Source organism: Devosia sp. MDV22-iso42, from assembly GCF_058629155.1.
Map to the genome: position 1 here is coordinate 419,487 of NZ_JBZVWR010000007.1, position 25,958 is coordinate 445,444.

Consider the following 25,958-nt stretch of genomic DNA (forward strand, 5'->3'; position numbering starts at 1 on the left):
GCAGGCTGGCAGCAGGATTTTCGGGATCAGGCGAGACGGGTCGATGCCGCGTTGCGGATGGCGGCGATGCGGGGGGCGTAGGTGGCGGGATCATTGCCGCCATAGACCGAGGAGCCGGCGACGAAGACATTGGCGCCGGCCTGGGCCACGACGCGGGCATTGTCGGCGGTGATGCCGCCATCGACCTCGAGATCGATAGGGCGGTTGCCGATGAGCGCCCTGGCCTGTGCCAGCTTGTTGAGGGTTTCGGGAATGAAGCTCTGACCGCCAAAGCCGGGATTGACCGACATGACCAGCAGCAGGTCGATATCGTCGAGCACATGGGCCAGGGCCGAGACGGGCGTGGCCGGATTGATGGCGACACCGGCCTTCTTGCCCTCGGCGCGGATGGCCTGGAGGGTGCGGTGCAGGTGCGGGCCGGCCTCGGCATGGACGGTGATGATGTCGGCGCCGGCCTTGGCAAAGGCGGGGATATAGAGGTCGACCGGGGCGATCATCAGGTGGACGTCAAAGGGCAGGGTGGTGACCCTGCGGATCGAGGCCATGACGAGCGGGCCGAAGCTGATATTGGGCACGAAATGGCCGTCCATGACATCGACATGGATGTAATCGGCGCCTGCTGCGGCGATGGCCGCGACCTCTTCACCCAGGCGACTGAAATCGGCCGACAGGATGGAGGGGGCAATGCGGATGGGTCGCGTGGTCATGGGTGTTCACCTCAGCCGGGCAGGGACGAGGCTGGAATATAGCGGGCAGGGGACGAGGGCAAGGGGAGGCGCGCGGCGGCAGGCGGCCTGGCAGAGTTTGGTGGTCGGTTGCGATGCGTTTTTGTGCGGTTGTGGCAGCGGGCAGCGAAGGCTAGTTATTCAGCCTCATCCCCGGAGATCCCCATGAGAGAGCGCACGACCGTCCCCATCATTGTCATTGCAGAAGGCAAGGTCGCCGAGGCCGCCCTGTCGCCGGCCCATCTGGCCTGGGCCGCAGCCAATGGCTTTACCGGCCAGCGCGGACAGTTGCTGGCCCTGCCGGGCGACGATGGTGCGGTTGCCGGCCAGCTGTTCGGCAGCGGGCCGGAGGCGGGGCGTTCGGCGCTGGTACTGGGTCTGGCCGGGGCAGCCCTGGCCGAGGGCGATTATCACCTCGAAGGCGCGTATGGCGATCCGGTGCTGGCTGTCATCGGCTTCCGGCTTGGCGCCTATCGCTTCGACCGCTATCGCAAGGCCAAGCCCGCCCCGCGCCTGGTGCCGCCGGCCGATGCCGACGGGGCCGAAATCGACCGGCTGGTCGAGGCGGCCGTGCTGGCGCGCGACCTAGTCAATACGCCGACCAATGACCTGGGGCCGGATGCCTTTGCGGCCATCATCGCCGAGTTCGCCGCGGTGCGGGGCATGGACTGCACTGCCATCGTCGGCAATGACCTGATCGCCGAGAATTTCCCGATGATCCATGCCGTGGGTCGCGCCGGCAACCAGCCGCCGCGGCTACTTGACCTGCGCTGGGGCAAGGAGGGCGACCCCAAGGTGACGCTGGTGGGCAAGGGCGTGACCTTCGATACCGGCGGGCTCGACATCAAGGGGTCGGCCGGCATGCTGCTGATGAAGAAAGACATGGGTGGCGCGGCCAATGTGCTCGGCCTGACCCATGCCGTGGTCTCGGCGGGCCTGGCCGTGCGGCTGCGGGTGCTGATTCCGATCGTGGAAAATGCCATCAGCAGCGACAGCTTCCGGCCCGGCGACGTGCTGACGTCGCGCAAGGGGCTGACGGTCGAGATCGGCAATACCGATGCGGAGGGCAGGCTGATCCTGGCCGATGCGCTGGCGCTGGCCGACGAGGAGGCGCCCGAGCTGCTGCTGGACATGGCGACCTTGACCGGCGCGGCGCGGGTGGCGCTGGGGCCGGAACTGCCGGCGCTCTATGCCACCGATGACGGGCTGGCGCGCGAGCTGATGGCGGCCGGGCTCACGGCGGACGATCCGCTGTGGCAGATGCCGCTATGGTCGCCCTATGACGCAATGATGGCTTCCAAGATCGCCGATGTGAACAATGCCGGCAGCGGCGGCTTTGCCGGCTCGATCACGGCGGCGCTGTTCATGCGGCGGTTTGTCGAGCAGGCCAAGGCCTGGGTGCATCTGGACATCATGGCCTGGGCGCCCGAAGCGCGAGCCGGCCGCCCGTTCGGCGGCACCGATCATGGCATCCGCGCGGTCTATGGCGTGCTCAAGCAGCGTTATCCCCGACGCTGAGGGCGGACGCGACGCCGGGCCCCTGCGACCCGGCGAAGGACTGCGCCAACAGTCTCCAGCAAAAGCGCGGCGTCAAAATGCTGCGTTTCCGCCCCTCGAATAGAGGCGCACCGGGATGTCCCGGCGTCCGGTGCTCTGGATGAAGACCTTGGCCTGCAGGGTGTCGGGATGACCCGTACGAACCAGGTCAAGGCCGAGGGCGCGGGTGGCGGCATCCTCGGGCGAATGGGCGTCAACGACATGGCTTGGCGCGTTGCCCGAAGCATGGGGACGCAAATCCAGCACGGTATAACTCGACAGCATGACTGACCTCCCGATCCGGACGACAGGGCAGCCAAGTAATGAGTGTTCACGCTGCCGTTACCAGCCACTCTAAACCAGAAAACTCAATGTAATCAGGTCTGTACGATATAGTGCAGATGCGAAACATGGGGTGACCGATTAAGCCGGCCGCGTATAGATGCTTGCTGGAAACCGGGAAGGCGCGCACCCATGCGGGACGGTACGAAGGAGCGCGCGGCCGCGTGGGTGCTGATTGTCGAAGACGACGTGCTCATTGCCATGACGGTGGAAGACATCGTTCGCGAACTGGGCTTCCAGCACGTCACCGTCGCCTATCACCATGCCCATGCCCTGGAGGCGATCGCCCTGTTCACACCCAGCCTGGCGGTGCTCGACATCACCCTGGCGGACGGCACAGACGATTTCTCGATTGCCGATGCGCTCTCCGCACGCGCCGCCCCGTTCGTTTTCTACAGCGGGCGCGGCATGGCCGACGTGCCAGAGCGACACCGCCACCGCCCGTTGGTCGGCAAGCCGGCGCCAGGTGACGTGCTGGAGAACGCGATCAGGCGAGTTCTGTCGAACTAGGTTCGCGCGGCTGCAGCAGGCGGAGCTGCTCGCGCTCGGCCAGGCCATAGGCGCCGTTGGAGGCCTCGATCAGGCCAGGCCGGTCGAGGATGATGACACTGCCCCGGCTGGAGCGGATGAGACCGCGGCCCTCGAGCACCTGCAGGGCCAGCGTCACGCCGGCCCGGCGCACGGCCAGCATGGTGGCCAGGAACGCATGGGTGATGTGGAAGGATTCCCCGACCCGGTCGGCCACCATCAGCAGCCAGCGCGCGAGGCGCTGCTCCAGCTTGGCATAGCCATTGGAGACGGACGTGGCGGCCACCTGGATGTGGAAGGCGCGGGCATAGCGCATCAGCCGCATGGTTGAGGGTATCGCTCTGCTCAAGGGCCCGCAACAGGTGCTGGGCGGGCATGCTGTAGCCATTGCCTTCGACCTGCATGAAAGTTTCAAAGGGCGAGCGGTCGTCTGCGCCCAGCAGCGAAATGGCCGACATGCCCTCCGGCCCGATCAGGCCGACTTCGATCTCGCGGCGGCCAGCGGTGTGGGAAACCACGGAGGCCACGCCGCGCTCAATGAAATAGACCGTGTCGATGGGGGTATTGGGCGCTTCGAGCGTGTGCCGCAGCGGCAGGTCTACGGGTACCAAATTGCCGAGCAAAGCCAGATCGGAAAGGGAGAGGGCGGATAAAAGACTGTTTCGGAATAACTGATCGGTTTGGGTCAACATGCTCTCCCGCAGAGGGAAGAGCTGCATAACTCCTCGCCGTCCTTGTCCGATAATCCGTACAGACGGTAAGGCAGCCTAACACGGCTAAGTTCAAGTTGCGAACGATTGGTACCAAAACGCACCCAAGGGGGTCAGTCGGTGAGTTCCGCCCGGAAGGCGAGGGATACGCGGGCTCTTGTGGCCCCGAATTCGTCGCGCACCATGATGGCCAGAAGGCGCTCGGCAGTACCGAGCAGCGTGTCCGCCGCCAGTTCGGTCAGGGTCTGGGTGGCTTCGACGACAGCGGCAGCGACATCGGCGAGATCAGCGCCAATCTCGTCCCGCGCCGCGCCGAGCCCTTCGCCATTATCGTAGTCGAAGTAAAAGACTGGCATGATTGACCCAACTGGCACGGGATCCAGCTGCGCTGAATGTACCCTTTCGTACCATAGCGGTATGGGGTGGCGTCCGCAACCAAGGGCAAGCGTTTTCGGCGCCATTACGGGGGGCGCGGATCATCACAATTTTGATGGGGAGGCTGGTGCCGCGCGGGGCGATATCCTGAGCGGGCGGGCAGGCGGCCGGGCATGGATGCCAATGCGCCCAAGTGCCTGGCACGGCGCCGCAGCGGCCGTGCCAGGGGAGGCGAGAGCGGTTGCTAGAACTCGTTCCAGTCCTTGGCGATGGCGGCATTGCCGGAGGAGAGATAGCTCCCCATGGCCGACTTGACGCGTGCCTGCATGCCGCGAACGCCAGCCTTCTGGGGCTGGGCCGCAGCGGCCGGGCGGGAAGCAGCCTGGCTGGTCTTGCCGACGGTGAAGATCTCGACGATGCCGTCGACCTTGGAGGCCTGGCTCTCGGTCTGCTCGATGGCAGCGTTCATCTCCTCGACCAAAGCGGCATTGTGCTGGGTCATTTCGTCCATCTGGCGCACGGCGATGGTCACTTCCTGGATGCCACTGGCCTGTTCCTTGCTGTCGCGGGCAATGCCGTCCATCAGGCTGGTATTGGAGCGGACGCTGCCCAGCATGCTGTCGAGCTTGGCGGCGGCGCTGGCGACCAGGGTAGTGCCGCCATGCACTTCGACAGCGCTCTGGTCGATCAGGACCTTGACCTCGGAGGAGGCGCTGGCAGCCGACTGGGCGAGGCGACGGACTTCCACGGCCACCACCGCGAAACCCTTGCCGGCGTCGCCGGCACGGGCGGCTTCCACCGAGGCATTGAGCGCCAGCAGGTTGGTCTGGAAGGCGATGTCGTCGATCAGGCCGATGATGTTGGAGATCTTGGAGGAGGAAGAGGTGATCCGCTCCATGGCCCCGGTTGCCTCGACCATGACGGCACCGCCTTCTTCGGCCACCTTGGCGATCTGGTTGGCATTGTCGCTGGCTTCGCTGGCGCGCTGGGCGTTCTTGGTCACGGTATTGGCCAGTTGCTCCATGGCCGCCGAGGTTTCCTCGATGGTGGCGGCCTGCTTGGTGGTGCGTTCGGAGAGGTCATTGGCGCCGGCCAGGATCTCGCCGGTGGCCAGCTTGAGGGCGTTGGAGGTTTCGCGCAGCTCGGAGACGATGTCGCCCAGCTTGTCGGCCACGGCATTGGTATCGTTCTGCAGCTCGGCAAAGGCGCCGTGATAGGTGCCTTCCATGCGCTCGGTGAGGTCGGCATTGGCCAGGGCACCCAGCACCCGACCGGCTTCGGCCAGGGCGCCATTGGTGGTTTCCAGCATGGCGTTGAAATTGGCCGAGATGCGGTCGATATCGGCATCGTTGAACTTGGCGTCGATGCGGCGGGTGAAGTCGCCGGCTGAAGTGGCGTCGATGACGCTGTCAAAGGCTGCCTGGAACGATTCCATCATCCTGGCACGGGCGACGGACAGGGCAGAACGGGAGTCCTTTTCAGCCTCGGCGACGCGGACGGCCTGGGCATTGGTCTGGAAGACCTGCAGGGCGCGTGCCATCTGGCCGAGTTCATGCTCGGGCTCGGTGCCGGTGATCGCCATGTCGATATCGCCGCCGGCCAGGGCCTGCATGGACTGGGTCATGCGGGTGATGACGCCCGACAACCAGCGCCCGGTGAAGTAGGCGGCCAGCAGTCCGGCGAGAACGCCGACGCCGCTGATGGCCAGCACGAATAGTTCCTGGAACTGTGCGGTCGACGTTGCCAAGGGACCGAGAGCGTTCTGCCTTGCTTCAGCGCGGTCAGCCATGCCTGAGTAGATTTCGGACATCTGCGGACCGAAAGCGCTCATTTCAGCGACAAGCGCTGCAGCAGTGGCTGTGTCGCCGGCTGCCTGCGCGGCCACGAGCTTATCGAAGTCCTCAAGATAGAGTCTGGCCTCTTCGGTTACGGTTTCAATGGCCACCAGCTCTTCTGGAAAATCGGTAAAGAAAGCCAGTCCGTCCGCATCTGTGGTGCCCACATCATCCACCCAGGCAATCACTTCGGCGGCTTTTGCCTGAGAGGGATCGACCACGTATTCGACCAAGGCGAGGCGCATGCCCGCCACATCCGACACATAGTCATGGATTTCCATGGTCTGTCGCGCCGCAGAACGGTAGCTGTCGAATAGATAGGAAAGGGTGTGAACCCCGTTATAGCCAACGATACCCACCAAGCCGAGCAAGGCCACCAGAGTGCCAAATGCACCGTAGATCCGGGCAGCAAGGCTGAGATTTGTCAGATTCATCGTCGGTCTCCAAAGCGTGTGTTAGATGCCAAGTTACATTCCAAGGGTAAATTTAATGTTCTGATTCGCGAGTAATTGCCGCTTTTGTGGGCATTTCCTCGCGGTCATGCGGCTGGGCCTATGCTGTTGGTAGCGCCGCAAATCCTTGCCGTTCCGCGCCGGCGGCGGCGTGATGGACTTCACGAAAGGGCGATGCGACACCGTGTGGATTGCATTGGTGGGGAGAGCGGGTAGAACAGCAGCGCAATCTGGAGCGTCGATCGCGTGGAATTTTCTCTGCCATTGGTGTTCGGCGCGGGCGTGCTGAGCTTCCTGTCGCCCTGCGTGCTGCCGCTGGTGCCGCCCTATCTCACCTATATGAGCGGGGCCAGCTTCGACCAGCTGCGCGATGAAGGCACCACTGCCGGGGCCCTGCAGCGCCGGGTGGCCTTTACCTCGCTGTTCTTCATTCTCGGCTTTACCGTGGTCTTCGTCACGCTGGGCGCGACTGCGACCGCGTTCGGCCAGGTGTTCCGGCAGGCACTGCCTATCCTGACGCCACTGGCGGGCGTGCTGATCATCGCCATGGGGCTGCACTTTATCGGGGTGTACCGGATCGGGCTGCTGGACCGGCAGATGCGGCATCAGGGGCCGGGCGTCGCCAGCGGGCCGCTGGGCGGCTTCCTGCTCGGCCTGGCCTTTGCCATCGGCTGGACGCCGTGCATCGGGCCGGTGCTGGCGGCGGTGCTGTCGGTGGCGGCCAGCAAGGGCACCGCCTGGGAAGGCGCCGGGCTGCTGGGCCTCTATTCCCTGGGACTGGGCGTGCCGTTCTTCCTCGCCGGCATTGCCGTGGGACCGTTCCTGGCGTTTTTCCAGGGGTTCAAACGGCACCTGCACACGGTCGAGCGCGTGATGGGCGTGCTGCTGGTGATCACCGGCGTGCTGTTCCTGACGGGCAATTTCAGCCGGCTATCGTACTGGTTCCTCGAGACATTTCCGGCTCTGGCGAATTTCGGCTAGCGGTAAGCGCCGCTTAACCGTGTTCACAGAAGCGTGACATTGCGCCGCCTGGTTCAGCACTGGTTTACCCGGCAGGGGCACAGTGGCGGGCATGACTGAAGCCGCTATACCAGCGCTGATCCCGTCGGCATCCTCGCCCGCCCTTGCGGCGGGGGCGACGATGGCTGGCGCGGGGGCCTATCCCGGGCTCAGCGTGACGGTGAGCAATGTGCTCGATGAGGTCGAGGATGTCTGGCGGGCGCTGACGGTCAAGACGATCGAATCGCCGGGTCAGGATTTTGATTTCATTCGCGCCTGGGTAAGCCAGCGCGGTATTGCCGTGGCGGACCAGCACTATGTCGTCGGCCGGATCGACGGGGTCGCGGTGGCGCTGCTGCCGCTGCATCGCAAGCGCGTCTGCGGCCTGCCGATCCTGACCTGGTTTCCCGGCGCCCATGCCGGCTGCTATGCACCGGTGGCCGACCATGATCGTCTTGCCACCCTGGGGAGCGATGGCCGCCGTGCGCTGTGGCGCGCCATGACGGGCGCGCTGAACGGGGCTGCGGTGGTCTATCTGCGCTCGATCCCGGTCACCGTGGGCGGGCATGCCGGCCTGTTCGACGAGCTGGGCAGTTCGCTGGCCGTCGAGACCCTTTACCGCTCCGAATATGCCAGCTGGGCAGAGTGCGACAGGCTGCAGCGCAGCAAGTCACGACGCAAGCACGACCGGCAGCAGGGCGACCGGCTCAACGCCATGGGCAGTGTCAGCTTTGAAGAGATCGGCAATGGTGGCGATACGCGCCAGGCCATTGACGCCATGTTCCGCCAGCGCTCGGCGCGGTTCAAGGCGATGGGGATCCGCGACACCTTCGTGCAGGATTGCCTGACCGGGTTCTACCAGCACTTGGCGGCGCCCGGTTCGGGCGTCGATGTCCGGCTGCATATCCTGCGGCTCGACGGCGCCATTGTCGCGGTGCGCTACAATGTCGTGCACGGGCAGCGGATGTTCTGCCTGATTTCCTCGATGAGCGACGATCCGACGATCCAGCACGGCTCGCCGGGCAAACAGTGCCTGTTGCGGGTGATGCAGAGCGTGTTCGACAATGGCATTGCCGTGTTCGACATGGGCAGCGGCTTTACCGACGAGAAGCGGCACTGGTGCAATGTGCAGCTGCCCCTGCGCCAGCACTATATCGGTCTGACCTGGCAGGGGACGGTGATCGTCGCGCTGCACCAGACATTCCAGAAGACCCGGGCGCGGATCAAGGCCAACAAGCCGCTCAAATCGGCTCTGCGGGCCGGCCGGCAGCTGTTCGAGCGCCTTGGTGGGGCGGCAAGACCCGCCGCGCCCGGGGACCGCTCAGAGTAGCTTGAGGCCGCGCAGCGAGGCGTGGCCGGTTTTGCCGATGATGATGTGATCGTGCAGGGTGATGCCGAGCGGCCTGGCAATGTCGTGGATTTCCCGCGTCATGCGGACGTCGGCCGAGGAGGGAGCAGGATCGCCCGACGGGTGATTGTGCACCAGGATGATGGCGGTGGCCGACAGCTCGAGCGAGCGGCGGATCACCTCGCGCGGATAGACCGGGGTGTGATCGACCGTGCCGGTCTGCTGCACCTCGTCGGCAATCAGGCGGTTCTTCTTGTCGAGGAAGAGAATGCGGAACTGCTCGATGCTCTGATAGGCCATCTGGCTGTTGCAGTAGTCGATCAGCTGCGACCATGACGAGAGAATGGGCTGGCTGGCGTCGATGCGGTCGCGACCGAAGCGGGCGGCGACCGCCTGGATGACCTTGAGATGGGCAATGGTGGTCGGCCCGAGGCCCTTGATGGTTTCGAGGCGCGCCTGGCTGGCATTGAAAACGCCTGAAAAGGAGCCGAATTCGCGCAGCAGCGTCTTGGCCAGCGCCTTGGTATCGCGGCGCGGAACGGCCAGCTGCAGGGCCAGTTCGAGCAGTTCGTAATCTTCCAGAGCGTCGCCGCCAACCCTGAGGAAGCGCTCACGCACGCGCTGGCGGTGGCCGGCATGGTCCCCTGAATCTCCCTGTTCCGCTGGAAATCCGGTCTCGGCGAATTCGTCGGGCCGCGCGCTCATCATGCCGCCCGGACGGAAAGGGGGTTGAACAGGCCGCCGGGGGAGAGGGTAAAGACCTCATTGCCGGTTTCGGTAATGCCGATGGAGTGCTCGCATTGGGCCGACAGGGTGCGATCGCGGGTGACGGCGGTCCAGCCATCGGAAAGGATCTTCACGTCGGGCCGGCCCAGATTGATCATGGGCTCGATGGTGAAGATCATGCCGGGCTTGAGCGGCACGCCGGTGCCCGGCCGGCCGAAATGGAGGATATTGGGCTCGTCGTGGAACAGCTTGCCCAGGCCGTGGCCGACAAAGTCACGCACCACGCTCATGCGCTCGGCCTCGGCCAGCGACTGGATGGCGTGGCCGATATCGCCGGTGGTGGCGCCGGGCTGGGCCGCGGCAATGCCGGCCTCGAGGCTGGCATAGGTGATCTCGATCAGGCGCTCGGCCTTGCGGGAAATCTCGCCCACCGGATACATGCGGCTGGAATCGCCGTGCCAGCCATCGACGACAAGGGTCAGATCGATATTGACGATATCGCCCTCGCGCAAAGCCCGCTCGTCGGGAATGCCGTGGCAGACCACGTGATTGATCGAGGTGCAGAGCGCGTGGCGATAGCCCTTGTAGAAGATGGTCGCCGGGACGGCGCCATTATCGCGGGCAAATTCATAGGCCACCTTGTCGATGGTCGAGGTGGGGACGCCGGGCTCGACATATTCGGTCAGGATATCGAGTGCCTGGGCGGTCAGTGCGCCGGCCTTGCGCATGCCGGCAAAGCCTTCCACGCCATGCAGCGGGATGACGCCGGGCGTGCGGCGGGCTTTGGCAGGTGCGTCGACAAAGGTAATCATCAAGAACTCCGGTTGCTGCAGCGAAAATAGTCCCACCGCAGCGTGATGGGAAGGCCAACACGCTCGCTTGACGGCGCAATCGTGCAGAGGCATTGCTGGGGCCCTTCAGAGTCAGGACATACCATGCCCAGCGCAGACAGCGTAACCGCCGGCCTTCTGGTCATTGGCGACGAAATTCTCTCGGGGCGGACCAAGGACGTCAATATCGGCGCCACGGCAGATTTCTGCACCGACCTGGGCATCGAGCTCAAGGAAGTGCGCGTGGTCAGCGACGAGACCGACGAGATTGTCGAGGCGATCAACGCGCTGCGGGCCCGCTATACCTATGTGTTCACCACCGGCGGCATCGGCCCGACGCATGACGACATCACCGCCGACGCCGTGGCCAAGGCCTTCGGCGTGGCGCTGCCGATCAATGCCCAGGCGCGCGAAATGCTCGAATCGCGCTGGCGCCAGACCGGTACCGAGGTCAACGAGGCGCGGCTGCGCATGGCGCGGATTCCCGAAGGGGCCGACCTGATCGTGAACTCCGTCAGCGCCGCGCCCGGTTTCCGCATCGGCAATGTGCATGTGATGGCCGGCGTGCCGGTGATCATGCGGGCCATGCTCGAAGCCTTGGTGCCCACGCTCAAGGGCGGCAAGAAGGTTCTGTCGGTGACGGTCAAGGCAGCGGTGGGCGAGGGCACGGTGGGCGGCCCGCTGGGTGCGCTGCAGGAAGAATATCCGGACGTCAAGATGGGCAGCTATCCGCAGATGGGGCATGACCGCATCATGACCGAACTGGTGCTGCGCTCGACCGATGCGGCGCGGCTGGAAGAAGCGGCCGGCAAGGTGCGGGCCATGGTGGCGGCAGCCCATGCCAAGGCCGGCGTTGCCGCACCGGAAGAAGACTGATTGGCGCGACGCCTGCGCTTTGCTACACAACGGCCTTCCAGATTCAACCGGGCGCCCGGCGTCGGGGCAGGAGAGATGATTTGACCGATCCGAACCAGAAGTCGTTCCCGGTAACGTGGGACCAGTTCCACCGCGACAGCCGCGCTTTGGCCTGGCGCCTGGCGGCGCTGGGCCCGTTCGATGCGGTGGTGGCGATTGCCCGTGGCGGCCTGGTGCCGGCGGCCATCGTGGCGCGCGAGCTCAATATCCGCACGGTCGAGACCGTGGCGGTCAAGAGCTATGACCACCAGAACCAGGGTGGTATCAGGGTGCTCAAGGAAATCAGTCCATCGGTGCTCGACCTCGCCAAGACCGGCGCCAAGGTGCTGATCGTCGACGACCTGGTCGATACCGGCTCGACGGCGCGCGTGGTGCGCGACATGCTGCCGGGCGCGCATTTCGCCACCGTCTATGCCAAGCCCAAGGGCCGCGAAATGGTGGATACCTTCATCACGGAAGTCAGCCAGGACACCTGGATCTTCTTTCCGTGGGACCTGGACGTGGCCTATGCCGCGCCGATCAGCGGCGGCACGGACTGATCTGCCGGCTCCAGGCCGAGGATGGGCGCAAGCGCCCCTCCCGGCGGGGTGGGCCAAGCAATGCGGGCGTGGTGAAACTGGTAGACACAAGGGCCTTAAAAGCCCTCGCCGCTAGGCGTACGGGTTCGATTCCCGTCGCCCGCACCAAGCAATGGCCGACCGGCTTTGCCGCTCAGGCGGCGCCAGGCAGGGTCCGGTCGGTCAGCGGCCGACCAGGCTGTCCTGCTGGTAGTCGGGCAGCGGCATGGGGGCCAGCTTGAGGCCGGCGGTCGGAGCCAGGCCGGAAATGGCGGCGCGCAGGATGGCTTCGTCAGACGGCGCCAGGTTGCCGAAATCGAGCAGATAGAGCAGGGCAGCGGCCGTGTCCCGCGTGGTGCGGGCGGGCGGGGGGCTCTGCAGGGCCTCAAGGGCGGGACCGTAGGAGTTGCGGACCGATTCCACGCCGTCAGAGCCGTCGCGCATCAGGATTTCGTAATTGGCCACCTGATTGCGGAATTCAGTGATGAGCGCGGCGAGGCTGGGGGTCTTGGTATTCATGTGCGTTCCACGAGTTTGCGCGTCCACGGTTTGCGCGATAATGCTCACACACATGGTCGTGCCGACGGGGTCCGGAAACAAGTCAGGAAAAACCCCCGAACGTGGTGATGGCGCAGGCGTGGCGGCGCCGGAAAAATTTCGGCCGATAGCAGAAGGATAGGATCAGGATGATCGAGCGGATCGAGACGGGCATTGCGCCATCAGCGTCGCCGGTGAGCGATGCCATCAAGGCCGGACACCAGGTATGGCTGGTGGCCATTGCCGAGGATCCGCAGAGCGGCGCGATCGTGGCAGGCGGCATCGAAGAGCAGACCAGGCGGACCCTGCAGAACCTCGATATCGCGGTGCGGGCCGCCGGCGGCAAGCTGGCCAATATCGTGCAGATACAGGTGTTCCTGATCGACAGCGCCGATGCCAAGGGGATGAACGCGGTCTATGCCGAGTTCTTCCAGAAGCCCTATCCGGTGCGGGCGACGGTGGTGGTGAAAGAACTGCTGGCCGCGGCGCTGAAGGTGGAGATGCTGGCCACGGCGGTGGTGGGCTGATGCTGCTCAAGGCCGAACTGCTCGAACAGATCAAGGCGGGGAAGGTGGACCTTATCTTCCGCCGCTGGAGCCGACCGACGGTCAAGGCCGGCGGCACGCTCAAGACCAAGGTCGGGCTGCTCGCCATCAAGGCGATCACCGACATGGCGCCCGAAGATGTCACCGCGGCCGAGGCACAGCGCGCCGGCTTTGCTGACGTGGCCGCCTTCCGCAAGTGGCTCGACAAGATGAAGCCGGGGCATTTGTTCCATCGCATCGAGGTGGGCTATCTCGGCGAAGGCTAGAACGGCGTCGGCGCCACGAAGGTCATGAAGATGCCGGTGGTGGGATGGGTGAAGCCCAGTTCGGCGGCATGCAGCTGCAGGCGGCCGGCAGCGGCGAGAGCGTCGCCATCGGCATAAAACACATCGCCCAGAATCACATGGCCGATGGCCTTCATGTGGACCCTGAGCTGATGGGTGCGGCCCGTAAGCGGATGCAGGCGCACGCGGGTGGCATTGGCTTCGCGCTCGAGGACCGTCCATTGGGTCTGCGAGGCCCGGCCATTGTCGAAGTCGACGCGCTGGCGCGGCTTGTTGAGCCAGTCGGTAGCCAGCGGCAGATCGACCAGGCCGGAATCGGCCTCGATCACCCCGGCGACGCGGGCAATATAGGATTTGGTGGTCTGGCGGTGCTCGAACTGGCTGCCGATGCGGCCATGGGCGCGCTTGTTGAGCGCCATGACCAGTACGCCGGAGGTATCCTTGTCGAGCCGGTGACACATGCCGGCGGTGGGCCAGGTCTGGCGGGCCCGATACTCCAGGCAATCCCAGAGCGAGGGGTCCTTGCCCGGCACGCTGAGCAGGCCGCTCTGCTTGTCGAAGACGACGATGTCTTCGTCCTGATGCAGAACATTCAGGTACGGCTCAAGCGGCGGGAAATAATTGGTCAGCGTAGGCATGGGTCCGAGCATGGCGCCCTGTAGCAGAAGCGTCGGGGTTTGGGCAAATGCCGGCGCCAGCCGCCTCGGGCAAGCCAGGACAGCGACAGGCGGGCGCGGGGATCACAGACATGGTTGGGGAACGATCGGCGCGCCAGCTCGTTGTGACTACAGAAGATTCACAGGAGACCATCATGCACAAAGATGAAGTTGAAGGCGCCGGCAAGCAGGCCAAGGGCGCGATCAAGGATGCTGTTGGCGGTCTGACCGGCAATGAAAAGCTGCAGGCTGAAGGCAAGCTCGACAAGGTCGAGGGCAAGGTTCAGTCCAAGGTCGGCGAAGTCAAAGACGACGCCCGCGACGCGCTCAAGAAGTAAATTGCTGTCCAGCAAGCAGGAAGCCGCCCCTTGGGGCGGCTTTTTTGCGTGCCGGTGTCGGACATGCGGGTGTCATAAAAGCCGATTTGTGCAGCAATGCCAGTAGAATGTGACAAACGAGCCCCCTAAGGTCGGACCATGAAGACCATGATCTTTGACACGGCGCTGGGATTGTTCGGGATCGGCTGGACCGATGCCGGCGTGGCGCGTGTGCAATTGCCGGGGCTGGACCGCGATGCTCTTGCCGCGCGTATCAATCGTGACGGCGCGGTGCCCGGGGCGCCGAGCCGGCGCATTGAGGCGGTGATCGCGCGGATCGAGGACTATGCCGCGGGCGAGCGCGTCGCCTTCAGTGCTGCCGATGTCGACCTGGCGGGCGTGCCGGAATTTCACCGTCGGGCCTATCAGGCTTTGCTGGCTTTTGGCTGGGGGCAGACCACCAGCTATGGCGCCCTGGCGCAGGCCCTGGGCGACAGGACGCTGGCGCGGGCCGTGGGGCAGGCGATGGGGGCCAATCCGGTGCCGCTGCTCGTGCCGTGCCATCGGGTCCTGGCCAGCACCGGCAGACCGGGCGGGTTTTCGGCGCCGGGCGGCGCGGAGTCCAAATTGCGGATGCTGGCGCTGGAGGGCGTGTCGGTGGGCGCGCCGGCCGGCCAGATGGCGTTCGGGTTTTGAGCATGGGATTTGGGTTCACCCACCAGTCCGGTGTGCAGGCACAGGTGAGAGCGATCGCCGTCGAGCAGATCGCGGAGGCGCTGGCCGCATGCCGCGGCGACGACGACCTGGACAAGCTGGTGCATGGGCTGCGGCGCCGCTGCAAGCGGCTGCGGGGGCTGTTGCGGCTGATCGAGCCGCATTTCAAACCAGCAAAACGCGAGGACAAATGCTTCCGCGATGCCGCGCGTGGCCTCTCGGGCACCCGGGATGCGGCGGTGATGGTAGATACGTTTGCGGGCCTGCTGGCTGCCGAGGGCCAGCGCGATGGCGGCGGGGGGATCGATCCGGAGCGGGGCGCGGCACTGGCGCAGTGGCTGGCCGGCCGGGTTGACCAGAAGCCGGCGGACGGGGACAGGGCCGCCTTGCTCGCGCCGTTCGTCGCGCTGTTCGAGGCGGCGCAGAAGCGGGCCAGGCGCTGGTCCCTGTCGGGGAGGGGTTTCGCGCGGATCGGTGACGGTCTCGAGGATACCTATCGGTCCATGCGCGACGACCTGCAGCGGGCCGAAGCCAAGCCGAGCGCGCTGGTGCTGCATGACTGGCGCAAGCACACCAAGTACCACTGGCACCATGTGAACCTGTTGCAGGCAGCGGCATCCGACCTGCTGCGGCCGCGCAAGGAGTCACTCGACCGGTTGGCCGAAATGCTTGGCGACCACCACAACCTGGCGGTGCTTGACGCTCTGCTGGCAGGGCAGGACGATATCACAGCGGTTCGCCAGGCGATTGCGGCGCGACAGGACGTGCTGACGGCCGATGCGTTGGCTCTGGGGCGGCAATTGGCGGCCGAAAAACCACGGGCACTGCGCGAGCGCTTCGAGGACTATTGGCACTTGCTGCCAGGGAAGGCCTGAACGTGGCGGAAGAGATCGAGCGCAAGTTCCTCGTGGTGTCGGATGGATGGAAGCCGCTGGTCACGTCCAGTTCGCTGTTGCGACAAGGCTATCTGTCATCCAATGCCAAGGCGACGGTGCGGGTGCGCACCTGGGATGAGCAAAAGGCGCGGCTGACCCTCAAGGGTGCCGCGCGGGGCATGGTCCGGGCCGAGTATGAATATGACATCCCGATGGATGATGCGCTGGAGCTGCTCGCCATGGCCGAGCCACATGTGCTGGAAAAGCGCCGACACCTGGTGCCGTTCGGCGGCCTGCTCTGGGAGATCGACGTGTTCGAGGGGCGGCATGCAGGGCTGACGATTGCCGAGGTGGAACTCGACAGGGTCGACCGGGTCGTGGTCCTGCCCGACTGGGTCGGGACTGAAGTGACCGAGGATGACCGCTACAACAATGCCAGCCTGTCGCGCAGCGATGGGATCCCCGCGCCAGGACCGGCCTGAGGGCGTTGCGGGCAGGCAGCCGTGACATCGTTCGCAGCGCGACGAACAGTGTGTTCAACGTCCGAATATCCGTCTATCCCATTGAAATTCTTTGCTTTCGTTCCCACGTAAGGGGCAGAAAAGGAGAATAGCATGTCCCAGGATTTTACCGGCAAAGTGGCTTTCGTGACCGGCGGTGCGTCCGGCATCGGTGCCGCTGTCGCCCGCCAGCTGGCCGCCCGCGGCGCCAAGGTGGTGGTAGCCGATCTCAAGCTGGAGCCAGCGCAGAAGCTGGTGGACGAGATTGTCAGCGCCGGCGGCCTTGCCGCGGCCGTGGCGGTTGACGTCGGCCAGCCCGAGCAGGTGGAGAAGGCAATCCAGTTTGCCGTGGACACCTATGGCGGGCTGCATCTGGCGGTGAACAATGCCGGCATCGGCGGCGTGGCAAAGCCCACGGCCGACTATACGCTGGAGGAATGGCGCAAGGTGGTCGAGATCGACCTCAACAGCGTCTTCTATTCGACGAAATATGAAATTCCGGCGCTGCTGACCAGCGGCGGTGGCGCCATTGTCAACATGGCGTCGATCCTGGGCACCAATGGCTTTGCCAGCGCGCCGGCCTATGTGTCGTCCAAGCATGGTGTCGTGGGCCTGACCAAGGCGACGGCCATCGACTATGCCAAGCAGGGCATCCGGGTGAACGCGGTTGGACCCGGCTTCATCGAGACGCCACTACTGGGGGACAATATGGACAGCGAGGCCATCAAGGGTCTGCGCGCCCTGCACCCGATGGGCCGGCTGGGCACGGCCGACGAGGTCGCGGCGCTGACGTTGTTCCTGTTGTCGGACGACGCCTCGTTCATTACCGGCAGCTATCACCTGGTCGATGGCGGCTACGCCGCGCAGTAAGCGGTCCACCAAAGCAGCAAGGCGGGTCTTCGGGCCCGCCTTTTTTGTTGCCTGGCGGGCGGATGGCGTCGATAGAGGGGCACATTCCCAGCGAAACCGAGTCATGACCAAAGCCAATTCCACCGCTGCCCTGTGGCTCGCGACATTCTCCCTGATCGTCATGGCTGGCATGTCCGCCGCCATCCACGAGGCGGCCAAGGTGGCGCTGGTGGGGCAGTTGGTGTTCTGGCGCAGCTTTGTGGCGCTGCTGCCGATCGTGATCTATGTGGCCCTGCGCGGCCAACTGGGTCTGTCACTGCGCAGCAAATATCCGCAAAAGCACCTGATCCGCGGGTTGCTGGGCTGTGCGGTGATGTTTTTCTCGTTCATTTCGCTGGCCTACCTGTCGGTCGGCATGGCGACGGCGCTGAGCTATCTGGCGCCGATGCTGTCGATCGTGGCGGCCATGGCGCTGCTGCGTGAACGACCGGGCGTGGTGATCTTTGTCGGTGTGGTGCTTGGCTTCCTGGGCATCGTGCTGATGGTCTATCCCTCGCTGGTGGGGGACAGCGTGCGCGACGGCACGCTGATCGGCGTGGCGGCCGGCCTGGCCATGGCGGCGACCAATGCGCTGTCGCGGGTGCAGGTGAAAGACCTGACACGCACCGATCCGCCAGCCAGTATCGCCCTGTCCTTTGCGGTGATCTGCAGCCTGGTCGGCCTCGCCACCATGGCCTTTGGCTGGGCCGAGCTGGATGGCAGGGCCTTTGCGCTGCTGATCGGGGCGGGCCTGCTGGGTGGCGTGGGCCATGTGCTGATGATGGAGGCAGTGGCCCGGGCGCCAGTATCGCTGCTGGCCGCTTATGAGTATAGCGGTATTGTCTGGGCGTTTCTGTTCGACGTGATGCTGCTGGGCGTGGCGCTGGATGCCTGGTCGGTCGCCGGCGCGCTGGTCGTGGTCGGCGCTGCGGCGCTGGTAGCGTATGGCCAGGGCAGGTTCAGCGCCAATCCGGCTACCGTCCCCTAGCGGCTTGCCGGTCTGCCGGGCGCCGACCCCGTCGGTTGGATCAATAGCGGCGCCGACGCGTTGCCCTGCAAAGGGGGGAACCAATGCCATGGATATCGTATCGCCAGACCTGCTACATCTGATCACCCGGGCCATCGAGTGGTGCGGCATCGCCATCATCGTGGGCGGGCTGGTATTCGGGACGCTGCGGTTTGCGGTGCGGGTCGTGGTGGGGCAGGCTGACGAGCCGGGCTTTCGACGCTATCGGGCCGATGTCGGACGGGGGATATTGCTCGGCCTCGAATTTCTCGTGGCGGCCGACATTATCGCGACCGTGGCCATCGAACCAAGCCTTGAGAGCCTGGCGGTGCTGGCGGGAATTGTCATCATCCGGACGTTCTTGAGCCTGTCACTTGAGGTCGAGGTCTCCGGGCGCTGGCCCTGGCAACAGAGCCCGACCGAAGTCAGGGAGCGGCAGAGCACCAAGTGATGGCTGAGCCGCCGCCTGACGCTGCTGCGGCGTGGCAGGTGTGGACGCGGTATCGAAGCTGGCCGCATATGAAGATAGCTGGATCATCCATGGCCTTGTTCTACATGGCTTGGCGCCTGGGTGGTGGCGGGGGCGATGGTGTCGTATGGACAGGCAAGATTTATCGAAGAGCCGGTGCGCGTGGCGCCAGCAGGAGAATGACTATGCTGATCAATGCAGCTGACTTCGAAGCCATCAAGGCGGGACGGGTGGACACGGCGTTTCGCCGCTGGGTGCGGCCCAGCGTCAAGGCGGGCGGTACGCTCACCACCGCGGCGGGCGTGCTGGCCATCGAAGCTGTGGAGGCTGTGGCCCTGAATGGGGTGAGCGAGCAGGACCTCAAGCGGGCGGGATTTGCCGACCGGGCGGCACTCGACGCCATGCTGGGCAACCGGACGGGGACGCTGCATCGGATTCGCCTGCGCTATGTGGGGGCCGATCCGCGGGCCGCTTTGCGCGAAGCCAGTGCGCTGTCCGAGGCGGATGCCGCTGAACTGACCCAGACGATCGAACGGATGGATGGGGCAACGCCCTGGGTGCGCGCCACGCTGGAACTGATCGGGGAGCGGCCGGGTGCGCCGGCCCAGGAGCTGGCCGAAGTGCTGGGACGAGACAAGCCCAAATTCAAGGGCAATGTCCGCCGGCTCAAGTCGCTCGGCCTGACGGAAAGTCTCGCTGTGGGCTACAAGCTGTCGCCGCGCGGCGAGGCCTGGTTGGCCAAGGCTACTGCCAGCGCTTGAAGCTCTTGAGATGGCCGAGGCTGCCGACGGCGGTGCGCACAATCTTGTCCACGCTGTCGGTCACCGGGACCACGAGCACGTTTTCGCTGGCCGGGTCGGGGACTTCGAGGGTGGCGAACTGGCTGTCGAGCAGGCTGGTGGGCATATATTCGTGGCTGCGCCTGGCCATGCGCTCGGCGATGACGTCGCGGCTGCCGTCGAGATAGACGAAGAGGACCGGCTCGCCAGCCTGTTCGGTGATGAAATCGCGATAGGCGCGTTTGAGGGCTGAGCAGGCGCCGACGGCGACGCCCTTTTTCTCGGCGGCTTCCCGAAGGGCGGCGGAGAGGGCTTCCAGCCAGGGCCAGCGATCTGCGTCGGTGAGCGGGGTGCCGGCGCGCATTTTTTCGACATTGGCGGGGGGGTGATACTGGTCGCCATCAAGGAAGGGCGCGTGCAAAGCCCGGCCGAGCGCCGCGCCGACGGTGGATTTTCCCGATGAGCTGACGCCCATGACGATGATGATGCGGGATGGGGTGGTGCTCATGGCTCACACCGTCGCCGTGAAGGCGCCATCGACATAGAGGATGTGGCCGTTCACGAAGGCGGATGCGGCCGAGGCCAGGAAGACCACGGCGCCGCCGAGTTCTTCCGGCTTGCCCCAGCGCCCCATGGGGGTGCGGGTTTCAACCCAGTCGTTGAACTTGGGGTCCTTGACGAGGGCCTCGTTGAGTTCGGTGGCAAAATAGCCCGGCGCAATGCCATTGACGTTGATGCCGTGGCGCGCCCAGTCGACGGCCATGCCGCGCGTCAGATTAGCCACGGCGGCCTTGGAGGCGGCATAGGGGGCGATGGCGGCGCGCGAAATGGCCGACATCACCGAGCAGGTATTGATGATGCGGCCATGGCCGCGGGCGATCATGTAGCGCGAGACGGGCTGGCTGACATTGAAGACCGAGGTCAGGTTGGTGGTGATCAGCTGGTCGAACTTGTCGGGCGGAAAGGCTTCAAGGCTGGAGCGGAACTGCATGCCCGCATTGTTGACCAGGATATCGATGGGGCCGATTTCATCCTCGATATGGGAGATGGCCTGGTTAGTGCTTTCCCGATTGGTGACATCGAAGGCCACAGCGTTGACGCTGGCGCCGGTGGCGGCCAGGTCATGGGCGGCGGTGCCCAAAGCCACGGCATCGCGGGCATTGAGCACGATGGCGGCACCGGCCGCTGCCAAAGCGGTGGCCATGGCGAGGCCGAGACCCCGGCTGGAGCCGGTGATCAGGGCACGCTTGCCCGTCAGATCGAAGGGAGAGGACATCAGAGGGTCTCCGGATAGGGGGCGAGGCGGGAAGGCTTGCCTGCCTTAGCAAGAAAAACTACCATACAAGACAGTGATTTTGGCCCATTTTTGCGTGAAGACGGCTTTCTTCAGGCGGCGTATTGTGGTCAGGTTCGCCGCCGCGCGGCAGGCGTTGCGCGCATCTTATGCGAAATTCTCGGAAGGACTGCTAGTATGTCGACAGCGGATATCGGCCTGATCGGCCTTGCTGTGATGGGCTCCAATCTGGCCCTCAACATCGCCGAAAAAGGCTACACCATTGCTGTCCACAACCGCTCGCCCGGGCGTATCGACGAATTCGTGGCCGAGGCCAAGGCGCAGGGGCTCGATGGCAAGACCGTACCCCAGTATGAATTGGCCGACTTCGTCCAGGCCGTGAAGCGCCCGCGCTCCATCATCATCATGGTCAAGGCCGGCAAGCCGGTCGACGAGATGATCGACCAGCTGCTGCCGCTGCTGGAAGAGGGCGACGCCATCATCGAATGCGGCAATTCCCTGTTTACGGACACACAACGCCGCTTTGACACTCTCAAGCCCAAGGGCATCGGCTATCTCGGCGTCGGCGTCTCCGGCGGCGAGGAGGGCGCGCGCCACGGTCCCTCGATCATGGTGGGCGGCTCCAAGGAGCAGTGGCACAATGCCGAGCCCGTGCTGACGGCGATTGCCGCCAAGTTCAATGGCGAGAGCTGCTGCGCCTATCTGGGCGAGGGCGGCGCCGGCCACTTCGTCAAGACCATCCACAATGGCATCGAATATGGCGACATGCAGATGATCGCCGAAGTCTATGGCGTGATGCGCGATGGCCTGGGCATGACTTCGGGCGAATGCGCCGACGTGTTCAAGGAATGGAACAAGGGTCCGCTCAATTCCTACCTGATCGAGATCACCGGCCACGTGCTGGCGGCCGTGGATGGCGAGACCGGCAAGCCGCTGGTCGAGCTGGTCCTGGACAAGGCAGGCCAGAAGGGCACCGGCGTCTGGTCGGCCATCGCGGCCCAGCAGATGGGCGTGCCGGCGACGGCCATCGAGGGCGCCGTGGCGGCCCGCTCGATCTCGTCGCGCAAGGATGAGCGCGTGGCAGCCGAAGCGCTTTATGGCAAGCCGACCCGCGCCAAGACCGCTGTGACGCTGGAAGACCTGGAAAAGGCGCTGCTGGCCGGCAAGATCGTTTCCTACGCCCAGGGCTTTGCGGTGATCGCCAAGGCCAGCGAAGAAAATGGCTGGGCCCTGCCGCTGGCCACGATCGCCAAGATCTGGCGCGCCGGCTGCATTATCCGCTCGCGCTTCCTCGACCAGATGTCGGAAGCCTATGCCAAGGGCGGCAATGTCAATCTGCTGGTGGTGCCGGACTTCGTGGCGCTGATGCAGGACGCGCATCCGTCGCTGCGCAAGGTGGTTGCGGCCGCCGCAGTCGGCGAATTCCCGATGATCTGCCTGTCGGCGGCGCTGAGCTATTTCGACAGCTACCGCCAGGCCCGCGGCACGGCCAACCTGATCCAGGGGCAGCGCGACTTCTTCGGCGCGCATGGCTTCGAGATCCCCGGCCGTGGCACCGACCTGCACGGCACCTGGCCGTCGACGCTGGGCAAGTAAGCGCCCCAGCCAGAAATGCGAAAGGCCCCGCTGCACGGGGCCTTTTTTTCGTCAGTCCTGCACTGGCTCGTCGGGCTCGGGCGGCGCCAGACATTCATCGGCGGTGACTGCATAGGGCACGCGTGCGACCAGGACCCTGCCGCCATCCTCGATCTCGAACACGCCGGCGGTGGGGGTGTCGGCCAGGGCCATGGCGCCCTGCGCGGCAAAGCTCGCTTCTTCCAGCGCACTGTTGAGTGATGGGAGCTTGAGCCCATCAATATCAACGTCGTGCTGACCGTCCTTACTGCGATGATTGAAGAAAAAGCGTGGCATGATGGTCTCCGTGTCAAGCACAGAACCAGTTGCCGGCGGATTCGTTCCAGAAGGCGACCCAGAAGGACTGGCTCACGCAAGCAGGCACCTGCCGTGAAGCCTTGGCGATGGCCGGCGTTGTCGTGGCGGGATCTGCGCTAGAGGGCGCGGAACATCACGTAAGCGTCGACATAGCCGAGGCTGGGGTGGTTGAACGCCGCGGGAAGGGTGCCGACGATGGAAAAGCCGAGTGACTGCCACAGATGTACGGCCGGTTCGTTGTTGGAGACCACGAAATTGAACTGGATGCCGCGAAAGCCCTGGGTGCGGCAGTAGTCGATGGAATGCTGGCAGAGGGCGCGGGCAATGCCGCGGCCGCGGGCGGCCGGGGCGGTCATGTAACCGCAATTGGCGATATGGCAGCCGCCGCCGAGCTGATTGGCGCGAACATAGCTGGCGCCCAGGATGACACCATCTTCCTCGGCGACGAAGTTGCGCTTTTCCGGGGAGGCGAAATAGGCGCGGGCCACGTCCTCGGTGCCATCGCGGGGCAGGGAGAAGGTTTCGCCCGCCCGCATGATGGGTTCCATGATCGCCCAGAGATGGGGCCAGTCGGCTTCAGTAGCGGGGCGGATCTGCATCAAGACCTTCATCTTCGTCTTCAATGGGGGCTACCCTGACCTGGCCGGGGGCCGGCATCTCGGGCACATGAGGGTGGTCGGCCAGGCTGGGGCGATAACTCAGCTCAAATCGCCAGGCGGCCAGGCCGAAGACGACCAGTGAAATCAGCACGGCAATGGCGCAGGCGATGAAAGGGGCGCCGGGGAAGTAGTGCCCGGTTTCCGGGGCACTGGTATAGTAGGAGAAAATCTGCGTGGCGCCCAGCGGGCCGATGATGGTCGCCAGCGAGCTGGCGGCATTGACCGCGCCCTGCAGTTCGCCCTGGCTGTTGTCCGGCACCTGCCGCGACAGCACGCCGTTGATGGCGGGCGGGGCTAATCCGCTCACCGTGCCGACGGCGATAAAGAGGTAGAGCTGGTAGACATCGGCCGAAAAGGCGATGCCGGCAAAGGCGGTCGCGGCAAAGAGCAGGCCGACAATGCCGACCGCGGGTTCGCCGATGCCCTTGGACAAAGGCGCAGCCAAGACGGCCTGGCTGAAGGCGAAGCCAATGCCGAAGGCGCCCAGCGTGCGGCCAATCGAGGAAGAGGTGAAGCTGAACACTTCCACCGTGAAATAGCTGAAGATGGTGGGCAGCGCCTGCGTCGCCAATTGCAGGAAGAACAGCACGACCAGCAGCCAGACGACGGCCGGATATTTGCGCAGGGCGACAACGGCGCCAAAGGGATTGGCGCGACGAATGTCGAATTTGCGTCGTGAGGCCTTGGGCAGACTTTCGGGAAGGACCAGGAGGCCGAAGAGGAAATTGGCGAAGGCCAGGCCGGCGGCGGCATAGAAGGGCACGCGCGGACCGAATTCGCCCAGTTCGCCGCCAATCACCGGGCCGATAATGAAGCCCAGACCGAAGGCGGCGCCGATCAGGCCGAAGCGATGGGTGCGTTTATGGGGCGGGGTGATATCGGCCATATAGGCGGTTGCGGTGGCAAGGGCCGCGCCGGCGATGCCGGCAATGATGCGACCGATGAAGAGGTACCAGACGAAGGGGGCGATCGCCATCATCAGGTAGTCAAAGGTCAGCCCGAGCAAGGATGCCAGCAGGACAGGGCGGCGGCCGAAGCGGTCGGACAGGTTGCCCAGTACCGGCGAGAAGACGAACTGCATGAAGGCATAGGTGAAAACGAGATAACCGCCGATCACCGCCGCATTGGCCACGCTGCCGCCGGTCAGATCCTCGAGCAGTTCAGGCAGCACCGGGATGATGATACCGACACCGATCATATCAAGCAGGATCGTCACCAGGATGCAGGTCAGAGTCAGTCGTGAGCGGGTCGCTGCTTGCATGCTCGGGGCTTAACCGTGGATTCTGAAGGGGGACGGGCGTGTCGCGCAGTTGACACAGGCGGTGCGCTCAAAGCAAGGCCGAAGGGCAGGCCAAGCTTCCTGCCATGGCGCCGAAATCGGCAATCAGTGAGTCCGGCCAGGGGCTTGCGGTGAGATCCTGTCGGGCAGAGTCTGCGCCAATTGGGTATGCGCAGCATAGCCATAAAGCCAATCGAGCCGGCGCATATGGCCTTCGCCGCCCTGGGCGGTGATCGCCAGATCGCGGGCCAGGGTGAGCGGCCAGGGCAGGTGGAAAATCGTGCCATTGGTGGCGCTGGTCCGGGCGACGCGGGTAACGCGGGAGTGACGCGCCTGCTGATAGTGGGCCAAGGCGTCCTCGGCGCGGGGGGTGTTGACCAGCAGCGGCGCCAGCACGGCCGCGTCTTCGATGCCCATGGCGGCGCCCTGGGCCTGGAACGGCACCATGGCGTGGGCGGCGTCGCCGATCAGGCCGATATTGCCCCTGTGCCATTCTGCTGCCTGCACGGTGAACAGGGGCCAGGGGGTCCAGCCGTCGCCGGCTGCCGCCCCCAGAATGGCAGCGATGCGGGGGCTGTCGACAGGTCCCTGCCGCAGCGGCTGGGCGCTGCTCGCCGCGCCGGGAACCGGTCTGGCGAAAAGGGCAATATTGACCTGTCCGCGGTGCGGCAAGGGGTAGCACACGATGTGATAGGTGGGGGCAAATAGGACCGAGACGCGATCAAGGGCGATCTGGCCGGCAAGCGAATCGGCCGGCAGCAGGGTGCGCCAGGCGATACGGTTGCCGTCCTGCGCCGACGGACCCTCAAGCAGGGCGCGGCGTGTCTGGGAATGGACGCCATCGGCGCCGATGAAGGCGCGGCCGCGGCTGGTACGGGTCTGGCCGCCGGCCTCGTCGATGGAGACTGTCACGCCATTGGCATGGGAGACCACGTCCCAGTTGCGCACGCCGAACAGGATATCGATATTGGCGAAGCGCCTTGTGGCCTTGTAGAGCGTATCGACCAGGTCGGCGCGATGCATGACCACATAGGGCGCGCCGAAACGCTGCCGCATCGGCTCGCCCAAAGCCAGGGTTACCAAGGGCGTGGGGCGGCCATAGGGGTAGATGTCGATGCCCGTGGGCTCCAGGCTGACCGCGGCAAGGGCGGCGTCGAGGCCGAGCTGGTCAAGCACGTGGCGCGCATTGGGGCTGATCTGCAGGCCGGCGCCGAATTCGGAGATCATGGCATGGCGCTCCAGCACCACGACGGTGGCGCCGAACTTGGCGAGCGCCAGGGCCAGAGTGAGGCCGGCAATGCCCGCGCCAGCGACAAAATAGACCTGGTCGGTGCCCGGCATGTCAG

At 65.1% G+C, this 25,958-nt stretch carries 33 protein-coding genes and 1 tRNA gene; 19 read left to right on the plus strand and 15 right to left on the minus strand.

Annotated elements, in window-relative coordinates; translation table 11 throughout:
* Positions 1 to 26 precede the first annotated feature (26 nt).
* Positions 27 to 707, minus strand: a complete 681-nt coding sequence (rpe, locus tag AC4NN3_RS09545) for a ribulose-phosphate 3-epimerase (protein ID WP_491926858.1) — start codon at positions 705 to 707, stop codon at positions 27 to 29.
* Between the two features lie 183 nt (positions 708 to 890).
* Between rpe and AC4NN3_RS09550 the strand changes: the two genes are divergently transcribed.
* Positions 891 to 2,243 (plus strand): leucyl aminopeptidase family protein, encoded by a 1,353-nt coding sequence (locus tag AC4NN3_RS09550; RefSeq protein ID WP_491926859.1) that lies wholly within the window; start codon positions 891 to 893, stop codon positions 2,241 to 2,243.
* A gap of 72 nt (positions 2,244 to 2,315) precedes the next feature.
* Here AC4NN3_RS09550 and AC4NN3_RS09555 read toward each other — a convergent pair whose 3' ends face one another.
* On the minus strand, positions 2,316 to 2,546 hold the full coding sequence (locus AC4NN3_RS09555; protein WP_491926860.1) for a hypothetical protein: 231 nt from the start codon (positions 2,544 to 2,546) through the stop codon (positions 2,316 to 2,318).
* A 189-nt stretch (positions 2,547 to 2,735) separates the two neighbouring features.
* On the opposite strand from AC4NN3_RS09555, the gene AC4NN3_RS09560 reads away from it, so the two are divergent.
* Complete coding sequence (locus AC4NN3_RS09560) at positions 2,736 to 3,113, plus strand: response regulator (protein ID WP_491926861.1); 378 nt, start codon at positions 2,736 to 2,738, stop codon at positions 3,111 to 3,113.
* Here the strand turns inward: AC4NN3_RS09560 and AC4NN3_RS09565 are convergent.
* Positions 3,091 to 3,456 (minus strand): Crp/Fnr family transcriptional regulator, encoded by a 366-nt coding sequence (locus AC4NN3_RS09565; protein WP_491926862.1) that lies wholly within the window; start codon positions 3,454 to 3,456, stop codon positions 3,091 to 3,093. The genes AC4NN3_RS09560 and AC4NN3_RS09565 overlap by 23 nt on opposite strands.
* Here AC4NN3_RS09565 and AC4NN3_RS09570 point away from each other — a divergent pair.
* The gene (locus tag AC4NN3_RS09570; RefSeq protein ID WP_491926863.1) at positions 3,455 to 3,784 is read left to right on the plus strand and encodes a hypothetical protein; all 330 of its coding nucleotides are present in this window, start codon (positions 3,455 to 3,457) and stop codon (positions 3,782 to 3,784) included. The genes AC4NN3_RS09565 and AC4NN3_RS09570 overlap by 2 nt on opposite strands.
* Positions 3,785 to 3,954: 170 nt before the next feature.
* On the opposite strand, the gene AC4NN3_RS09575 is transcribed toward AC4NN3_RS09570, so the two are convergent.
* Both AC4NN3_RS09575 and AC4NN3_RS09580 read right to left on the minus strand, forming a co-directional pair.
* Positions 3,955 to 4,197 carry a DUF6894 family protein gene (locus AC4NN3_RS09575; RefSeq protein WP_491926864.1) on the minus strand — a complete coding sequence of 81 codons (243 nt, stop codon included), beginning with the start codon at positions 4,195 to 4,197 and terminating at the stop codon, positions 3,955 to 3,957.
* Positions 4,198 to 4,460: 263 nt separating this feature from the next.
* Positions 4,461 to 6,485 carry a methyl-accepting chemotaxis protein gene (locus AC4NN3_RS09580; protein WP_491926865.1) on the minus strand — a complete coding sequence of 675 codons (2,025 nt, stop codon included), beginning with the start codon at positions 6,483 to 6,485 and terminating at the stop codon, positions 4,461 to 4,463.
* Between the two features lie 264 nt (positions 6,486 to 6,749).
* Between AC4NN3_RS09580 and AC4NN3_RS09585 the strand changes: the two genes are divergently transcribed.
* Positions 6,750 to 7,484: a cytochrome c biogenesis CcdA family protein gene (locus AC4NN3_RS09585; protein ID WP_491926866.1), complete on the plus strand. Its 735-nt coding sequence runs from the start codon at positions 6,750 to 6,752 to the stop codon at positions 7,482 to 7,484.
* A 91-nt stretch (positions 7,485 to 7,575) separates the two neighbouring features.
* A complete protein-coding gene (locus AC4NN3_RS09590) occupies positions 7,576 to 8,832 on the plus strand; it encodes a GNAT family N-acetyltransferase (RefSeq protein ID WP_491926867.1) in 1,257 nt (418 codons plus the stop codon).
* Here the strand turns inward: AC4NN3_RS09590 and radC are convergent.
* The gene (gene radC, locus AC4NN3_RS09595; protein WP_491926868.1) at positions 8,824 to 9,555 is read right to left on the minus strand and encodes a RadC family protein; all 732 of its coding nucleotides are present in this window, start codon (positions 9,553 to 9,555) and stop codon (positions 8,824 to 8,826) included. The two genes, AC4NN3_RS09590 and radC, sit on opposite strands and share 9 nt — an antisense overlap.
* Positions 9,555 to 10,385: a type I methionyl aminopeptidase gene (map, locus tag AC4NN3_RS09600; protein ID WP_491926923.1), complete on the minus strand. Its 831-nt coding sequence runs from the start codon at positions 10,383 to 10,385 to the stop codon at positions 9,555 to 9,557. Before map ends, radC begins: the two co-directional genes overlap by 1 nt.
* A 126-nt stretch (positions 10,386 to 10,511) precedes the next feature.
* Here map and AC4NN3_RS09605 point away from each other — a divergent pair, with 126 nt between their 5' ends.
* The 3 genes from AC4NN3_RS09605 (at position 10,512) to AC4NN3_RS09615 (ending at position 12,007) form a co-directional block, all read left to right on the plus strand.
* Positions 10,512 to 11,282: a competence/damage-inducible protein A gene (locus AC4NN3_RS09605; RefSeq protein WP_491926869.1), complete on the plus strand. Its 771-nt coding sequence runs from the start codon at positions 10,512 to 10,514 to the stop codon at positions 11,280 to 11,282.
* Positions 11,283 to 11,362: 80 nt separating this feature from the next.
* Positions 11,363 to 11,860, plus strand: a complete 498-nt coding sequence (gene gpt / locus AC4NN3_RS09610; RefSeq protein ID WP_491926870.1) for a xanthine phosphoribosyltransferase — start codon at positions 11,363 to 11,365, stop codon at positions 11,858 to 11,860.
* A gap of 62 nt (positions 11,861 to 11,922) precedes the next feature.
* Positions 11,923 to 12,007: transfer RNA gene (locus AC4NN3_RS09615), tRNA-Leu, on the plus strand.
* A 54-nt stretch (positions 12,008 to 12,061) separates the two neighbouring features.
* Here AC4NN3_RS09615 and AC4NN3_RS09620 read toward each other — a convergent pair.
* A complete protein-coding gene (locus AC4NN3_RS09620) occupies positions 12,062 to 12,397 on the minus strand; it encodes a hypothetical protein (protein WP_491926871.1) in 336 nt (111 codons plus the stop codon).
* A gap of 167 nt (positions 12,398 to 12,564) precedes the next feature.
* On the opposite strand from AC4NN3_RS09620, the gene AC4NN3_RS09625 reads away from it, so the two are divergent.
* Both AC4NN3_RS09625 and AC4NN3_RS09630 read left to right on the plus strand, forming a co-directional pair.
* Positions 12,565 to 12,942 (plus strand): RidA family protein, encoded by a 378-nt coding sequence (locus tag AC4NN3_RS09625; RefSeq protein ID WP_491926872.1) that lies wholly within the window; start codon positions 12,565 to 12,567, stop codon positions 12,940 to 12,942.
* On the plus strand, positions 12,942 to 13,226 hold the full coding sequence (locus AC4NN3_RS09630) for an ASCH domain-containing protein (RefSeq protein ID WP_491926873.1): 285 nt from the start codon (positions 12,942 to 12,944) through the stop codon (positions 13,224 to 13,226). Before AC4NN3_RS09625 ends, AC4NN3_RS09630 begins: the two co-directional genes overlap by 1 nt.
* Here AC4NN3_RS09630 and AC4NN3_RS09635 read toward each other — a convergent pair.
* Positions 13,223 to 13,894 carry an RluA family pseudouridine synthase gene (locus AC4NN3_RS09635; protein WP_491926874.1) on the minus strand — a complete coding sequence of 224 codons (672 nt, stop codon included), beginning with the start codon at positions 13,892 to 13,894 and terminating at the stop codon, positions 13,223 to 13,225. The two genes, AC4NN3_RS09630 and AC4NN3_RS09635, sit on opposite strands and share 4 nt — an antisense overlap.
* 161 nt (positions 13,895 to 14,055) lie before the next feature.
* Between AC4NN3_RS09635 and AC4NN3_RS09640 the strand changes: the two genes are divergently transcribed.
* From AC4NN3_RS09640 to AC4NN3_RS09675, 8 genes are all read left to right on the plus strand, one after another.
* A complete protein-coding gene (locus AC4NN3_RS09640; protein WP_491926875.1) occupies positions 14,056 to 14,238 on the plus strand; it encodes a CsbD family protein in 183 nt (60 codons plus the stop codon).
* 138 nt (positions 14,239 to 14,376) lie between these two features.
* The gene (locus AC4NN3_RS09645) at positions 14,377 to 14,913 is read left to right on the plus strand and encodes a methylated-DNA--[protein]-cysteine S-methyltransferase (RefSeq protein ID WP_491926876.1); all 537 of its coding nucleotides are present in this window, start codon (positions 14,377 to 14,379) and stop codon (positions 14,911 to 14,913) included.
* A 2-nt stretch (positions 14,914 to 14,915) separates the two neighbouring features.
* Entirely contained in the window at positions 14,916 to 15,806 is an 891-nt protein-coding gene (locus tag AC4NN3_RS09650) for a CHAD domain-containing protein (protein WP_491926877.1), read from the plus strand.
* 2 nt (positions 15,807 to 15,808) lie between these two features.
* Positions 15,809 to 16,288: a CYTH domain-containing protein gene (locus AC4NN3_RS09655; protein WP_491926878.1), complete on the plus strand. Its 480-nt coding sequence runs from the start codon at positions 15,809 to 15,811 to the stop codon at positions 16,286 to 16,288.
* 132 nt (positions 16,289 to 16,420) lie between these two features.
* Positions 16,421 to 17,176, plus strand: a complete 756-nt coding sequence (locus tag AC4NN3_RS09660) for an SDR family NAD(P)-dependent oxidoreductase (protein WP_491926879.1) — start codon at positions 16,421 to 16,423, stop codon at positions 17,174 to 17,176.
* 103 nt (positions 17,177 to 17,279) lie between these two features.
* Positions 17,280 to 18,182, plus strand: a complete 903-nt coding sequence (locus tag AC4NN3_RS09665) for a DMT family transporter (protein WP_491926880.1) — start codon at positions 17,280 to 17,282, stop codon at positions 18,180 to 18,182.
* Positions 18,183 to 18,270: 88 nt separating this feature from the next.
* Positions 18,271 to 18,651, plus strand: a complete 381-nt coding sequence (locus AC4NN3_RS09670) for a DUF1622 domain-containing protein (protein ID WP_491926881.1) — start codon at positions 18,271 to 18,273, stop codon at positions 18,649 to 18,651.
* A gap of 203 nt (positions 18,652 to 18,854) precedes the next feature.
* A complete protein-coding gene (locus AC4NN3_RS09675; protein WP_491926882.1) occupies positions 18,855 to 19,430 on the plus strand; it encodes a hypothetical protein in 576 nt (191 codons plus the stop codon).
* Here the strand turns inward: AC4NN3_RS09675 and AC4NN3_RS09680 are convergent.
* Both AC4NN3_RS09680 and AC4NN3_RS09685 read right to left on the minus strand, forming a co-directional pair.
* Complete coding sequence (locus tag AC4NN3_RS09680) at positions 19,414 to 19,956, minus strand: gluconokinase (protein WP_491926883.1); 543 nt, start codon at positions 19,954 to 19,956, stop codon at positions 19,414 to 19,416. The two genes, AC4NN3_RS09675 and AC4NN3_RS09680, sit on opposite strands and share 17 nt — an antisense overlap.
* Before the next feature lie 3 nt (positions 19,957 to 19,959).
* Positions 19,960 to 20,724 carry an SDR family NAD(P)-dependent oxidoreductase gene (locus tag AC4NN3_RS09685; protein ID WP_491926884.1) on the minus strand — a complete coding sequence of 255 codons (765 nt, stop codon included), beginning with the start codon at positions 20,722 to 20,724 and terminating at the stop codon, positions 19,960 to 19,962.
* 195 nt (positions 20,725 to 20,919) lie between these two features.
* On the opposite strand from AC4NN3_RS09685, the gene gnd reads away from it, so the two are divergent.
* A complete protein-coding gene (gene gnd / locus AC4NN3_RS09690; protein WP_491926885.1) occupies positions 20,920 to 22,338 on the plus strand; it encodes an NADP-dependent phosphogluconate dehydrogenase in 1,419 nt (472 codons plus the stop codon).
* 51 nt (positions 22,339 to 22,389) lie between these two features.
* Here the strand turns inward: gnd and AC4NN3_RS09695 are convergent, their stop codons facing one another.
* The 4 genes from AC4NN3_RS09695 to AC4NN3_RS09710 form a co-directional block, all read right to left on the minus strand.
* Positions 22,390 to 22,653: a DUF6894 family protein gene (locus tag AC4NN3_RS09695; RefSeq protein ID WP_491926886.1), complete on the minus strand. Its 264-nt coding sequence runs from the start codon at positions 22,651 to 22,653 to the stop codon at positions 22,390 to 22,392.
* 137 nt (positions 22,654 to 22,790) lie between these two features.
* On the minus strand, positions 22,791 to 23,273 hold the full coding sequence (locus AC4NN3_RS09700) for a GNAT family N-acetyltransferase (protein ID WP_491926924.1): 483 nt from the start codon (positions 23,271 to 23,273) through the stop codon (positions 22,791 to 22,793).
* Entirely contained in the window at positions 23,251 to 24,594 is a 1,344-nt protein-coding gene (locus AC4NN3_RS09705; protein WP_491926887.1) for a TCR/Tet family MFS transporter, read from the minus strand. The genes AC4NN3_RS09700 and AC4NN3_RS09705 overlap by 23 nt, the downstream gene beginning before the upstream one ends.
* Positions 24,595 to 24,717: 123 nt before the next feature.
* Entirely contained in the window at positions 24,718 to 25,953 is a 1,236-nt protein-coding gene (locus AC4NN3_RS09710) for an FAD-dependent monooxygenase (RefSeq protein WP_491926888.1), read from the minus strand.
* Positions 25,954 to 25,958: the final 5 nt, after the last annotated feature.